This is a genomic window from Secundilactobacillus mixtipabuli (assembly GCF_002217925.1).
GTDB lineage: Bacteria > Bacillota > Bacilli > Lactobacillales > Lactobacillaceae > Secundilactobacillus > Secundilactobacillus mixtipabuli.
The window spans coordinates 61,815-76,907 of the sequence record NZ_BCMF01000010.1; the positions used below are offsets into that span (position 1 = coordinate 61,815).

At 43.9% G+C, this 15,093-nt stretch carries 9 protein-coding genes and 1 pseudogene; 9 read left to right on the forward strand and 1 reads right to left on the reverse strand.

Annotated elements, in window-relative coordinates; translation table 11 throughout:
- The first annotated feature begins 13 nt into the window (after positions 1 to 13).
- The 6 genes from gyrB (at position 14) to IWT5_RS10015 (ending at position 9,095) form a co-directional block, all read left to right on the forward strand.
- On the forward strand, positions 14 to 1,960 hold the full coding sequence (gene gyrB, locus IWT5_RS09990; RefSeq protein ID WP_089109809.1) for a DNA topoisomerase (ATP-hydrolyzing) subunit B: 1,947 nt from the start codon (positions 14 to 16) through the stop codon (positions 1,958 to 1,960).
- A gap of 136 nt (positions 1,961 to 2,096) precedes the next feature.
- Complete coding sequence (gyrA, locus tag IWT5_RS09995; protein WP_439959106.1) at positions 2,097 to 4,610, forward strand: DNA gyrase subunit A; 2,514 nt, start codon at positions 2,097 to 2,099, stop codon at positions 4,608 to 4,610.
- Between the two features lie 292 nt (positions 4,611 to 4,902).
- Positions 4,903 to 5,190 carry a 30S ribosomal protein S6 gene (gene rpsF, locus IWT5_RS10000; RefSeq protein WP_089109811.1) on the forward strand — a complete coding sequence of 96 codons (288 nt, stop codon included), beginning with the start codon at positions 4,903 to 4,905 and terminating at the stop codon, positions 5,188 to 5,190.
- Between the two features lie 35 nt (positions 5,191 to 5,225).
- A complete protein-coding gene (gene ssb, locus IWT5_RS10005) occupies positions 5,226 to 5,750 on the forward strand; it encodes a single-stranded DNA-binding protein (RefSeq protein WP_089109812.1) in 525 nt (174 codons plus the stop codon).
- Positions 5,751 to 5,774: 24 nt separating this feature from the next.
- Positions 5,775 to 6,011 carry a 30S ribosomal protein S18 gene (rpsR, locus tag IWT5_RS10010; protein ID WP_054655617.1) on the forward strand — a complete coding sequence of 79 codons (237 nt, stop codon included), beginning with the start codon at positions 5,775 to 5,777 and terminating at the stop codon, positions 6,009 to 6,011.
- Between the two features lie 189 nt (positions 6,012 to 6,200).
- Positions 6,201 to 9,095 carry a leucine-rich repeat protein gene (locus IWT5_RS10015; protein ID WP_159459319.1) on the forward strand — a complete coding sequence of 965 codons (2,895 nt, stop codon included), beginning with the start codon at positions 6,201 to 6,203 and terminating at the stop codon, positions 9,093 to 9,095.
- A 74-nt stretch (positions 9,096 to 9,169) separates the two neighbouring features.
- Here the strand turns inward: IWT5_RS10015 and IWT5_RS10020 are convergent, their stop codons facing one another.
- Positions 9,170 to 10,588, reverse strand: a complete 1,419-nt coding sequence (locus IWT5_RS10020) for a DHA2 family efflux MFS transporter permease subunit (RefSeq protein WP_089109814.1) — start codon at positions 10,586 to 10,588, stop codon at positions 9,170 to 9,172.
- Between the two features lie 234 nt (positions 10,589 to 10,822).
- On the opposite strand from IWT5_RS10020, the pseudogene IWT5_RS10025 reads away from it, so the two are divergent.
- The 3 genes and pseudogenes from IWT5_RS10025 (at position 10,823) to dnaB (ending at position 14,926) form a co-directional block, all read left to right on the forward strand.
- A pseudogene (locus tag IWT5_RS10025) lies at positions 10,823 to 12,844 on the forward strand (DHH family phosphoesterase).
- A 155-nt stretch (positions 12,845 to 12,999) separates the two neighbouring features.
- On the forward strand, positions 13,000 to 13,452 hold the full coding sequence (gene rplI / locus IWT5_RS10030; RefSeq protein ID WP_089109815.1) for a 50S ribosomal protein L9: 453 nt from the start codon (positions 13,000 to 13,002) through the stop codon (positions 13,450 to 13,452).
- An 82-nt stretch (positions 13,453 to 13,534) separates the two neighbouring features.
- Positions 13,535 to 14,926: a replicative DNA helicase gene (gene dnaB / locus IWT5_RS10035; RefSeq protein ID WP_089109816.1), complete on the forward strand. Its 1,392-nt coding sequence runs from the start codon at positions 13,535 to 13,537 to the stop codon at positions 14,924 to 14,926.
- Positions 14,927 to 15,093: the final 167 nt, after the last annotated feature.

The window sequence follows — 15,093 nt, forward strand, 5'->3', positions numbered from 1 at the left end:
AGGAGGATCACACTTGGCTGAAGAACAAGAAACGAAACAAGAACGTGCTCGTGAATATGATGCCAGTCAGATTCAAGTTCTAGAAGGACTTGAAGCGGTTCGGAAACGGCCCGGGATGTATATTGGCTCAACTAGTTCACAAGGACTGCACCATCTGGTCTGGGAAATCATTGATAACGGGATTGACGAAGCCTTAGCCGGTTTTGCTGACGCGATTCATGTGACCGTTGAAAAAGATAACAGTGTTACGGTAATGGATAATGGACGGGGAATCCCCGTTGATACCCAAAAGAAAACGGGTAAGCCTGCTTTGGAAACGGTCTTCACGATTCTGCATGCCGGCGGTAAATTCGGCGGTGGCGGTTATAAAGTTTCCGGGGGTCTTCACGGTGTGGGTGCTTCAGTTGTGAACGCACTGTCCTCTAAACTGGATGTGAAGGTTGTCCGTGATGGTAAGCGCTACTACATGGACTTTGCCTACGGCCGAGTCACGACGCCAATGAAAGTCATTGATACAGGTCTACCAGAAAATATTCACGGGACAACCGTTCATTTCCTACCAGATCCAGATATTTTCCGCGAAACGACGGTCTTCGATATTAAAACGTTGACGACGCGAATTCGTGAACTGGCTTTCTTGAACAAGGGCCTGCGAATCACAATTCGTGATGAACGTCCTGAAAAGCCAACGGAAGAATCCTTTATGTACGAAGGCGGGATCAAACATTACGTTGAGTATTTGGATAAGAATACGGATGTTTTATTTGACGAGCCGATTTATGTTGAAGGTGAAGAAAAGGGCATCACGGTTGAAGTGGCCCTTCAGTATACGGATGGCTATCATTCCAACCTACTGACTTTTACGAACAACATCCATACTTACGAAGGTGGGACTCATGAAGAAGGCTTCAAGCGAGCCCTGACCCGAATTGTTAATGATTATGCGCGTAAGAATAATTTGATGAAGGATAACGAGTCTAACCTTAGCGGTGAAGATGTCCGTGAAGGGATGACCGCAGTTGTCTCAGTTAAGCACCCTGATCCACAGTTTGAAGGTCAAACGAAGACTAAACTGGGGAACTCAGATGCCAGAACAGCGACCGATCATATTTTCAGTGAACACTTCATGAAATTTATGATGGAGAACCCAACCGTCGCCCGAAAGGTTGTCGACAAAGGGCTGCTTGCATCTAAAGCACGAGTTGCTGCCAAGCGTGCCCGTGAAGTCACTCGAAAGAAGAGCGGCCTGGAAATCAGTAATTTGCCAGGTAAATTGGCAGATAACACCAGTAAAGATCCTTCGATTTCAGAATTATTCATTGTCGAAGGTGATTCTGCCGGCGGTTCAGCTAAGCAGGGTCGTTCACGATTAACGCAAGCCATTTTGCCAATTCGTGGGAAGATTTTAAACGTTGAAAAAGCCAGCATGGATAAAATTCTGGCCAACGAAGAAATCCGCTCACTCTTTACGGCTATGGGAACTGGTTTTGGTGAGGACTTTGACGTTTCTAAAGTCAACTATCACAAGTTGATCATCATGACTGATGCCGATGTTGATGGCGCGCATATTCGGACGTTGCTGTTAACGCTTATTTATCGTTACATGCGGCCACTATTGGATGCCGGCTTCGTCTACATTGCCCAACCACCGCTGTATCAAGTCCGTCAAGGAAAGATGAAACGCTATATTGATTCTGACGAAGAACTAGATGCGATTATCGGTCAGTTACCACCGTCTCCAAAACCAGTTATTCAACGGTACAAGGGGCTTGGTGAAATGGATGCCAGTCAATTATGGGAAACCACAATGGATCCAGACAAACGTCGGCTACTACGGGTTGACCCGAGTGATGCTGCGGAAGCAAATGAAGTCTTCACCACGTTAATGGGTGACAAAGTTGAACCACGACGAGACTTTATCGAAACGAATGCGAAGTATGTTGAGAACTTGGATGTCTAGTTTGAGTTGATTGAAAATTCACTGGAGATCTTTGATTGACGGGTAGTTGAGTGCCCGAGATACATTATGGGAGGTACTAAATTTGGCGAATGAAGAACTGCCAAGTCGCATCACCGATGTCGATTTAGCGAAAACCATGCGGACTTCATTTTTGGATTATGCCATGAGTGTTATTGTCGCTCGTGCGCTGCCAGACGTTCGTGATGGCCTAAAACCAGTTCACCGACGCATCTTATACGGGATGAGTGAATTAGGGGTTACGCCTGATAAGCCGTACAAAAAATCTGCCAGAATCGTTGGGGATGTCATGGGGAAGTTTCACCCCCATGGTGACTCTGCCATTTATGAAGCCATGGTTCGGATGGCGCAAGATTTCAGTTACCGTTACATGCTAGTCGACGGTCATGGGAACTTTGGGTCAGTCGATGGTGATGGTGCAGCGGCCATGCGTTATACCGAAGCTAAATTAAGCAAGGTTGCCATGGAAATGCTGCGTGATATCAACAAAGATACGATTGATTACCAGCCAAACTATGATGGTACTGAAAAAGAACCTGTCGTTTTACCAGCACGTTTTCCTAACTTACTGGTTAACGGGGCGTCTGGGATCGCCGTTGGGATGGCGACTAATATTCCACCGCATAATTTGGCGGAAGTCATTAGCGCACTGCATATCCTGATGAAGAATCCGGATGCGACAACTGCTGATTTGATGGAAGCCTTGCCAGGACCAGATTTTCCAACCGGTGGTGTCGTCATGGGCAAATCCGGTATCCGGAAAGCTTATGAGACAGGTAAAGGAACCATTACTTTACGGGCTAAGGTCGAAATCGAAGAGGATAAGAGCGGTAAGCAAAAGATTGTCGCTACTGAAATTCCTTACATGGTCAACAAGGCGCGTTTAATTGAGCGGATTGCTGATTTGGCACGGGACAAACGAATCGAAGGCATTACAGATGTCAACGATGAGTCTGACCGTGAAGGGATGCGGATCGTGGTGGATGTTCGCCGCGATGCCAGTGCAGAAGTTATTTTGAATAACTTATACAAAATGACAATGATGCAAACTTCTTTTGGGTTCAACATGCTAGCGATTGTTAACGGATCGCCAAAGATTTTGAGCTTAAAAGAAATTTTGCAGTATTATTTGGTTCATCAACTCGAAGTGATTCGTCGTCGGACCGAGTTTGAACTGAAAAAGGCGAAAGCACGGGCCCACATTCTTGAAGGGTTACAAATTGCCCTTGATCACATTGATGAAATTATTTCGATTATTCGTCATTCACAAACGGCTGAAGTTGCTAAAAACGAATTGATTAGTCGTTATCCACTTTCCGAAAAGCAAGCACAAGCTATTTTGGATATGCGACTGGTTCGTTTGACCGGTTTGGAACGTGACAAGGTTGAAAAAGAATATGCGGAATTGCAGAAATCCATTGCTGAATACCAAGAAATTTTGGCAAGTAAGGATAAGCAAAACCAGATTATTTACCAAGAGCTGCTAGAAATTCAAAACAAGTTTGGTGACGAACGACGGACTGAATTGATGGTTGGCGAAGTGTTGAGTCTGGAAGACGAAGACTTGATTGAAGAAGAAAACGTCATGATTTCACTGACTCACAATGGCTACATCAAGCGATTACCAACGTCAGAATTTAAGGCGCAAAATCGTGGTGGCCGTGGTGTTCAAGGTATGGGCATTCATGATGATGACTTCATCGAACACTTAGTTTCTACTTCAACCCATGATGTGCTGTTATTCTTCACCAACGCTGGGAAAGTTTACCGGATGAAGGGCTACGAAATTCCCGAATACGGTCGTTCCGCTAAGGGGATTCCAGTGATTAACCTGCTCAACATTGAAGCCGGTGAGAAGATTCAAGCCGTGATCAACGTGTCCGATGCCGCGGGTGACCAAGAAAAGTACCTGTTCTTTACCACCTTGCATGGTACCGTCAAGCGTACACCAGTCAGCGAATTCTCTAATATCCGCAGTAACGGTCTGAAAGCGTTGAGCTTGAAGGATGATGACCAATTGATCAACGTCTCGATCATTGATGACGAGCAATGCATGATCATTGGGACTCATTCTGGTTACGCCGTTAGCTTTAAAGCTAGCGATGTGCGCTCAATGGGCCGTTCAGCTACCGGTGTTCGTGGTGTCCGTCTTCGTGATGATGATTACGTCGTTGGTTCAGCTATTTTAGAACCAAATGATAACGTCTTCGTTATCTCTGAAAAGGGCTATGGGAAGCAAACGCCTGCAAGTGAATATGCGATTAAGGGTCGTGGTGGTAAAGGAATCAAGACCATCAACGTCACCGAAAAGAATGGTCCGCTTGCTGGGTTAACTACGGTTACTGGCGAAGAAGATATCATGTTGATTACTGATAAGGGTGTCATGATTCGGTTTGGCGTGGAAAATGTCTCTCAAACCGGTCGGGCAACGTTAGGTGTTCACTTGATTCGCTTGGATAATGATGCTAAAGTCGCAACGATGGCGGTTGTTGAAAAAGAAGCGCCAGATGATGCTGCTGAAGCCGATTCAGAGAAGTCAGAAAGTAATGGTGATACCTCATTGGATCGCTTAGTCGATCGCGCAACGGATGATGACGATGATTCATCCAGTGATAGTGATGACAACAAGTAAATAGAATAATTTAAAAGAACGGCCAATCAGTGCCGTTCTTTTTGCGTAGATAGAAAGTATAACCACCATCTCTTGTCGAGTTAGTCGTAAACTGAATTCATTTTAAGCGCCTTCAGCAGCTGAATGGTGAGGTGAGAAGCGAACTGCTGAAACGCTGATTGTAAAATAACATTGCACTTTTGAGTGAACTTTGGTAGAATAATATTCTGTGAGTAATCCATTCGGATAACTCTCCTTGCTCTCTTAAAACTCAATGAAGAGGGCCTGAAGTCCATAAGGAGGTGCAAATTTCATGAAGTATGAAATTACCTACATCATTCGTCCAGATCTTGACGATGCAGCAAAGACCGCATTGGTTGACCGTTTTGACAAGATTTTGACTGATAATGGTGCAGATTTAATCGATTCAAAAGACTGGAAGAAGCTTCGTTTCGCATACGAAATTGGCGGTTACAATGAAGGTGTTTACCACATTGTTAACTTGAACGCTAACGACGATGCAGCTTTGAACGAATTCGACCGTCTTTCAAAGATCAACGACGATATTCTTCGTCACATGATCGTAAAACGCGAAGACTAATTTTTGACATTTAACTACTGAGAGGAGCGGGTCGTATGATCAACCGGGCAGTGCTTACCGGACGCTTGACAAGAGATGTTGATTTGCGGTATACCCCAAGCGGGGCGGCAGTTGGAAACTTTACGTTAGCTGTTGATCGGCAATTTACCAATCAAAACAACGAACGTGAAGCTGACTTTATCAACTGTGTTATTTGGCGGAAATCTGCTGAAAACTTTGCTAATTTCACTCATAAGGGTGCGTTAGTAGGGATTGATGGTCGAATTCAAACCAGAAACTACGAAAATCAACAAGGTCAACGGGTCTACGTTACCGAAGTTGTTGTTGAAAACTTTGCTTTATTAGAACCGCGTTCAGCGAATAATAATGCAGGGAACAACAATAACAGCGGCAACAATAATGCACCCACTGGCAATGCTCCTCAGAACACTAATCCGTTTGGTGATCCAAACACCAATGGAGCGGCTAACAATAATCAGAATAACGGTGATAATCAAGCTGATCCATTTGCAAACAATGGTGATTCAATTGATATCTCGGATGATGATTTACCGTTCTAAGCGGACTGAATTGGAGGGAAAATCATGGCTCAACAAAGAAGAGGTGGCCGTCGTCGTCGTAAAGTCGACTTCATCGCCGCAAACCACATCGAATACATTGATTACAAAGATACTAACTTATTGGAACGTTTCGTTTCAGAACGCGGTAAGATTTTGCCACGTCGGGTTACTGGTACTAGTGCCAAAAACCAACGTAAGTTAACCATCGCTATCAAGCGTGCACGGATCATGGGCTTAATGCCATTCGTTGTTGCTGACTAATATAGTGAATAAAGAGTGCTGACCAGTTTTGCTGGTTAGCGCTTTTTTTGTGGATTTAATTAATTCTGAGAGTCAATCAAATTTAGAAGTGGTATAGTTAAGAGAATGTTTAGTTAATGTAAAAGTTATCGTAATAAATGGGGAGAGTATCACAAGTATATGAGAATAACTAACCGATTTAGTAAACCAATGGCAGAGCAATTACGCCAATTTGAGTCTAATAATGAAAAGTGCTGGGTACGTATGGGAATAGTCACCGTCACGCTGTTAACAGGATTTACTTTCAGTATGACGGTGACTGGTGTCCAGGCATCAGCAACTCAAGAAACCGATGCTAGCAGTGCGACTACTATTTCTGTAAGTTCTGAAAGTTCTGCAAATTCTGGTTCAAAAGAGACTTCGCAATCATCCGCAGAGGCATCAACAAAGTCGAGCAGTAATGATACCTCAGTGTCAAAAGCAGATAGTAGTACCACTGCTTCTAGAAATCAATCGAGTAGCTCAGCGAACGCATCATCTGCGTCTTCTGATCAGTCTAGTGTGGATAGTTCGAGTTCACCAAGTACAGATGATTCGAGTCAGTCTAGTGCAAACAAGCCAGCTACTGATGTCAATGGTCATTTACTGAATCTTGATGCTTCAAGCAAGCCAAAGGAAACAAGTTCATCGCCTGCGACTAAAGCAACTGATGAAAAAACCGGCACTCAAACCGCGGATATCGTCAAAGATACAACTGGTAATTATTGGTTACCAGTGGCCGACGAAAAGACGGGAGTTAACACCTATACCCAATTTACCGACTACACTTACAGTCAAAACACGGATAGTTCGACATACACCATTACAGGGTATACAGGTGATTTACAAAAATACCTTGCGGGTGGTTCTACACCTGCAGCGGTATCTGCTGTAGATATTACTTTACCGGATACGTATAACGGGAATACCGTTACAGCAATTGCTGATAATGCGTTTAATGGCGCCGGCATTAGTGGCAATATTGTGATTCCTGATACAGTGAAATCGATTGGTGCAGGTGCGTTTGCAAATAACAAAATTACCGCAGTCAAGATGCCTGATTCAGTGAATAGTATTGGTGCAGGGGCTTTTGCCAATAATCAAATTTCAGGTACCGTTAAAATGCCTTTTCAAGTCAATATTGGTGATAATGCATTTGCGAATAATAAAATTACCGGTGTTGTGATGGGCAATAACACTTGGTTCACAGGTGACGGAACGTTTGCTAACAACTTGATTACTAGTCTTGATTTAGGAACAGGCGTGACATTAATCGGTAAAGGTGCGTTTGAAAACAATCGACTAACGACATTGACTGTACCGGATCAAGTTGGCATTATTAATGACGATGCTTTTCAAAATAATCAATTATTAACGACAATTAATTTGGGTGCCGCATTAACACAAATTGGGACATCTGCATTTGAATCAGATGCATTAACAACACTAACGTTGCCAAACACCGTAACGAGTATTGGTGATCAGGCATTTGCAGGCAATCAGTTAACAAAAGTGTCTTTAGATAGCAATCTTCTATCTATTGGGACGGGTGCATTCTCAAATAATAAAATTACTGATATGATTACAATTCCTGATAAGGTGACAGGTATTGGTGACAACGCCTTTGCGAATAATCAGATTGGGGCGTTAACGCTAGGTGCTAATGTTCAAAGAATTGGAACTAATGCTTTTACGAGTAATAGGATCACCGGTACAGTCGATATCCCTAATGCGGTGATTTATATTGGCGATGACGCTTTTGCAAATAATCAAATTGATACATTAAAGCTAGGTACTAATGTTCAAACAATCGGAACCAATGCCTTTTTAAATAATAAGATTAGTCATGCATTGACAATTCCTGATTCAGTAACTGAACTGGGTGCCTATGCTTTTATGAATAATGAAATTCCTACAGTGGATTTAAGCAATAAGATAACAAAAATTAATGCTGATACTTTTGCGAATAACAAACTTACTCATTTAGTAATTCCAAATGCAGTTACTAATATTAGTGATAGCGCCTTTATGAATAACGGGATTACTAGCCTGACACTAGACAATAATCTCCAAACAATTGACAACAATGCTTTTGCAAATAATCAAATTCACGATACATTTACCATCCCTGGTAGTATATATGCAATCGGTGAAAACGCCTTTTTAAATAATCAAATTGGCGAGTTAGTGCTGGATAAAGCAGATTCAGGCATTAATCAAACAATAGCTACTAACGCGTTTGCCCAGAATGAAATTAGTAAGGTTATCAATAACTCTGGGAATAAATCAGCTGACTTCTTGAGTAATCAAAAAGCCCAAGTTATTGTGCATGCTGCTGCAACAGCGACTCAGATTGAAAACATTGGTAAGGCCATTGGAAACCAAATTGGTATCACACTACCTGAAGTTTTAACATTTGTTGATAGTACTGGTAAACAATGGGCTTATGATTGGCATACAGATACTCTCACTATTCCAAATGGAGAGACAATGCCAGCTCAAGTTACTTTTAAATTTAGCTCGGCTGGTTCTGCCAGTTACGGGACAAATGATTTGATCGTTATTCTGGAGCAAAAAGGAAGTTCAACTACTGGTGGATCGACTACTACGCCGCCAACCACGCCAACTTCACCAATTACACCAACCACGCCAACTTCACCAATTACACCAACTGCGCCAACCACACCTACGAAGCCTAATCCCACGACTAAGCCTAATTCTTCAACCGATAAGGGCGGGGCAGTTACAACACCCAATAAGAAACCTGAAACGGTGACTCAATCAGCGGATGATCGTGGTCACGCTAATGGCCGACCTGAGACGGTGGGTAAGGCCCATTCTGTAACGCGTGAAGTTGAGGATACGCAGGGGGAGCATGCTTTAGCTTCTCAGCCTGAATTAAGTCAAAATGATAGTCAGCGACAATCAACAGAAGCACAACAAACGGCTCCTCGCTTGCCTCAAACAAACGAGCGGGCATCCTTTAAGCCGTCCCTTATTGGTGCTTTACTTCTAAGCATCCTTGGCTGGTTTGGTCTCGCACGTCGGAAACATGAGAATGATTAGTCAATAAATTAAAGACAACACAAAAACGCCTTCGCAGAGATCCTGCGGAGGCGTTTTTCAATGAGTTTAACTATTTAGTGTTCCGTTTTAAATGAGCGTGTCGTAAACGCGATAATTAATGCGATAAGCGACAAGATGAGTGGCAAGTAGACCGCCACATGGATACCAGCTGTAAAGGCACCCTGAGCACTCGCATGACTCGCAGCTTGACCGATACCCAGGAGGCTAGTGGCTAAAGCTGTTGAGATAGCGCCGACAATCTGCTGCATGGTATTCATGATCGTACTACCATCGCCGGATGTCGGTCCTGCTAAGGCATTAAGGGCATGGGTTTGAGCTGGTGACATTGCTAAAGGACAACCAATCATTAAGATGACGTGTGCGGCAATGACGAACATCACAGCAGTGTGAGTACTGGTCGTTAATAGCATGATGCTACCAATAATAGCAATGAGGAAGCCTAATCGAGTTAGCCATTTAGCACCGAAGTTATCAAATAAGCGACCTGAAACGGCGGAAACTAAGGCATTCACAATCCCACCTGGTAGCATGATAATACCGGTCATGGCAACGGGCAGTAACAATCCTTTTTGCATATACATTGGTAAAATATACATGGCAGAAAGAATAATCCCGAAATCTAACATCACCATTAAAGCACCAGCACGAAATGCCGGATTAGCAAAAATCTTCAAGTTTAAGATGGGTGTGGCAATGTGAACTTGACGGTAAGTGTAAGCTGCTAATACGACGATACCGAGCAATAATAAGCCTAAGACAAGTGGTGAACCCCAGCCGTGTGAACTGGCGAAGCTGACTGCGGTAACAACACTGGCAAAACCAATAACACTGGTCAAAATAGATAAGATATCAATTTTAGGTTTCGTTAATTGACCGACATTTTCTAGTGAAGTCAAAGCGAAGATCAGAGCAATGACTAAGAAGGGTACAAATGCCCAGAAGATCCAGTGCCAAGAAAGCTTAGCTAAGATCAAACCGGTCAAAGTAGGGCCAATGGCTGGCGCAAACATGATAACCATGGCGCAGGCACCCATAGCGGCCCCAATTTTAGCTGGTGAGAAGACCTGCATGGCAACCGTAAACATTAACGGTAGGATCAAACCAGTAGCGATACCTTGAATCATTCGTCCGAATAATAAAATTGGAAAACTTGGTGCTAATGCTGCAATAATGGCACCTACAAGAAAATCTGATAGACCAAAAATAACGACTTGCCGAGTGGTGAACCACTTGGTAATTAAACTGTTAAGCGGCAGTACGACCCCAATGACTAACATGTAGCCAGTCACTAACCATTGTGCGGTTGCGGTGGTAATCCCTAAGCTAGCCATCAGACTTGGTAATGCAATATTTAACGACGTTTCACTAAACATACCAACAAAGGCACCAATCAGCATACTAACCATGGCTAGTGCTGGGTGCTTGATGGTAACTCGTGGCCGAGAAGAGGCCATTGTTGCTTGTTGTTCCATTGAATAAATTCCTCGCTTTCAGAAAACTTTTTTGCACAATGGGTTACATTACCAGAAAAAAGTCGTCTTCGTAAGTTAAATTTTTATGAGACCATTAATTTTTAATGTTCCGCTATCCTGATATGGGATGACGACACAACTAAAATAACTTAGCAGGAGTAGTCGTCACAACTTGGTTTCATTTGTGCTAAAATGTAACTACTATTATCATCGACAAAGCAGGGGAGTCTGAAGATGAACGGTTTATTTTCAAGAACGAATTTACCTGAGTTTTTAAGGAATAGACGTCTTCGCGGTCTGGCATTATTCATGATCGCGTTATCAGTTGCAGGAATTGTTCTGGCCTTTTTATTTTCATGGGTTTTAGGGTTACTCGCATTAGTGGCAGTCGTGACTAGCTTAGTGTTTGCTTTTAATACCATGAATGAGATTAGTGCTGATATGAACCGGTATATTGCTGACCTGTCATTTCGGATTAATCGTGGCGAACAAGAGGCATTGATCGATATGCCAGTTGGGGTCATGATTTTTGGCGATAATGACGCCATTGAGTGGGTCAACCCTTACTTACAGCAATACTTTGGTGACGAAACTGTGTTGAGTAAACGGATGAGCGATGTCGATCCGGAGCTGGAAAATTTAATTCAAGCACATGTAGATGATGAGCAGCCGCAGACGGTTACTTGGCGAGACCGCCAATTCTCGTTTTTAGTTCAAAAAGATTTCCGCGCGGTTTACATGATTGAAGTCACTCACTTTACTCAAATTGAGCAGCGCTACGAAAACGAACGAATCGCGATTGGTCAGGTTTTCCTGGATAACTACGATGAAGTGACGCAGTCAATGACTGATCAAGAAATATCTAATTTGAGAAATTACGTGACGAACGAACTCTCTGTTTAGGCTCAGCATTTTGGGATGTACCTGAAGCGGCTGGATGATGATCACTACCTGGTTTTCATGTATGCGCAAGCGATGAGAGCGGTGGAAAACGATAAATTCAGTATTTTGGATACCATCCGTGAAAGTACGTCTAAACAAAACTTCCCGTTAACGCTTAGTATTGGGATTGCTTATGGTGGCGCTGATTTGACTAAGTTGGCGGATCAGGCTCAGAGCAACCTTGATCTGGCCCTCGGCCGTGGTGGTGACCAAGTCGTTGTGCGGGCTCAGGATGAAGAGGCCCGTTTCTATGGTGGCAAGACCAACCCAATGGAGAAGCGGACGCGGGTCCGTGCACGGATGATTTCACAGGCCCTACAGGAGTTAATGAATCAGTCTGATGCAATCTTCGTCCAGGGACATCACCAGCCCGATATGGACTCAATTGGCGCTTGTATGGGGATTCGGCGGATCGCTCAGATGAACCAGAAGGTCTGCTATATCATTTTGGATCGTAACGATGTTCATAGTGACGTGCAGCGCCTATTGAATTCGCTCAAAGACTACCCTGAAATTAATGATGCGATTATTACGCCTGACGAAGCTTTGGCTAAGATGACGAAACAGAGTCTGTTAGTCATGGTGGATCACTCTAAGCCATCGTTATCGATTTCACCTGAACTTTATCACCAACTTGAAAACCGGGTCATGATTATTGATCATCACCGTCGGGGCGAGGAATTCCCTGAAAATCCAATGCTGGTTTACATTGAACCATATGCTAGCTCAACTTGTGAGCTGATTACCGAGATGTTTGAATATCAATCACAAGAAAGCGAACCAATCAATAAGATTGAAGCGACAGCGATGCTGACCGGGATCTTTATTGATACCAAGTCATTCTCCCTGAGAACGGGTTCACGGACCTTTGACGCCGCTAGCTACTTACGTTCAGCTGGTGCCGATTCGGTTCAAATGCAGCAGTTTATGAAGGAAAACGTGGATAGTTATCTGCAACGGAATCACTTGATTGAACTCGTGACGTTTGTGAACGAGGACATGGCGGTGATTGCCGGTGAAGAAGATGAAGTTTATGATTCTGTGACGGCTGCTCAAGCAGCGGATGATCTGCTTAATATGTCCGGTGTGGATGCCTCATTTGTCATTACTAAGCGCGAAGATGGCCGAATTGGGATTTCTGCTCGAAGCATGGGTGAAATTAACGTTCAGGTCATCATGGAAAAGATGGGTGGCGGCGGTCACTTATCGAGTGGTGCAACTCAAATCGCTGACAGCACGGTTACGGAAGTAAAGGAACAGCTGGTTGCTATTTTAAAGGCACAAACGGATGATCAGCCAGCATCTGCGTCATAAAAAACGGTTATTTAACTTTACCGAATCGCGTTGCTGGGGTTATTTAAACAGGGCTCGATTTATGGTAAAGTTATTAAATGAAAGCTCCCAAAATGGGATCGAGAAAGTCTCGACATATCGGCGTTGGCCGTTGTGTCGGATAAGGAGGACTTGTTGTGAAAGTTATTTTTTTGCAAGATGTTCGCGGCAAAGGTAAGCGCGGCGAAATTAAGAACGTTCCAGATGGCTATGCCCAAAACTTTTTAATCAAGCAAGGGAAGGCAAAGGCTGCAACGGCTAATGCAATCAGTCAGCTTAAGGGTCAGCAAAAAGCTGAAGCTAAGCGCGAAGAAGAAGAACGTCAGGAAGCCGAAGCCGTTAAGAAGGTTTTGGAAGACGATAAAACAATCGTTCAATTAGCGGCAAAAGCAGGTACTGACGGTCGGCTGTTTGGGTCGATTCCAAGTAAGCAGATCGCACAGGCATTGGAAAAGCAGTATGGCATCAAATTGGATAAGCGAAAGATTGAATTACGCGAACCGATTAAAGTGATGGGCTTTGTGAACGTGCCCGTTAAATTACATCAAGATGTGACTGGCCGAATTCGGGTTCATATCTCAGAAAAGTAATTTGAAGTCCATTTTCTAAGGGTCGTCGGCAAAGTCAGTTTGCCCCGACCCTTTCGTTTATCATAGCAAGGGGTAATTAATAATGAGTGAAGGGTTGAGAGATCAAACGCCACCTCAAAATATTGAGGCAGAAAAAGCGGTGCTTGGGGCCATCTTTTTAAACGGCGATGCCCTAGTCGACGCAATGGAACAACTTACCGCGGATGATTTCTATCGTCGTGCGCATGGGTTGATTTTCCAGACAATGGTTAATTTAAACGATCGTGATGAAGCCATTGATGTGGTAACGGTCTCAGATGAACTCAAGCGGCTTAACCAGCTTGAAGATATCGGTGGTATGCCTTATATTGCTGAATTAGCGGCGGCTGTTCCAACGGCTGCTAACGTGGGCTACTATGCCAAAATCGTTGCTCAGAAGGCCATTTTACGGCGGTTGATTCAAACGGCTACTAAGATCGTCACGGATGGCTATTCTGAAGACGAACCAGTGGCTGACATACTGGATCAGGCCGAGCAAGCCATTATGAATGTCAACGAATCACGCAATCGAGCTGGTTTTAAAGCCATCAAGGATGTGCTGAATTCCACGTTTGAAGAGATTGACCGGCTATCACAACAAGGTGATACGGTAACGGGATTGTCCACTGGTTATCCTGATTTAGATAAAATGACAACGGGGCTTCATGACGACGAGTTGATGATTTTAGCCGCGCGTCCTGCCGTTGGTAAAACGGCATTCGCCCTCAATATCGCGCAAAATGTAGGGACAAAAACGGATAAAACGGTAGCCATCTTTAGTCTTGAAATGAGTGCTGAATCTTTAGTTAACCGGATGCTGTGTGCGGAAGGCAGTATTAATGCCAATCATTTGCGGACGGGTCAGCTTGAAGAGGGCGAATGGCAGAACCTGATTGTTGCAATGGGGAGCTTGTCAAAGGCTAAGATCTTCATCGATGATACGGCCGGGATTAAAATGTCGGAGATTCGGGCTAAATGCCGTCGGTTAGATAAGGAACAAAACGGTAATTTAGGCTTAGTTGTGGTTGATTATTTACAACTGGTTGAAAGTACTGGTGCTGAAAACCGGCAACAAGAAGTTTCTGCCATTTCACGGCAACTTAAAAAATTGGCCAAGGAACTGCACGTGCCAGTTATTGCGTTATCACAACTATCTCGTGGTGTGGAACAGCGTCAGGATAAGCGGCCGGTTTTGTCGGATATTCGTGAGTCTGGTTCAATTGAACAAGATGCCGATATCGTGTCATTCCTGTATCGTGATGACTACTATGAACGGGATGAAGATGACAATGACAGCGGTGATGGCGGTGGCAGTGACGACGACCAAAACGTTGGCGAAGTTGAAGTCATTATTGAAAAGAACCGTTCAGGTCCACGAGGAACGGTAAAATTGCTGTTTGTGAAGTCGTATAATAAGTTCTCCTCGATAGCGTATGGGGCGGAACCAAATAAGTAAGGTGTAAGGTGCGGAAACAAGGCGTTTAGAAACTGGAGCATAAGGGCACTTAGGCATAAATCCCGAACTTGGATTTGTGCCGAGGTGCCCTTATGCTCCAGTTTTTGCCTTGTTGTAGCCCGATTAGGCTAGATAACAGCCAACAACCTTGACACACCTCACCATCC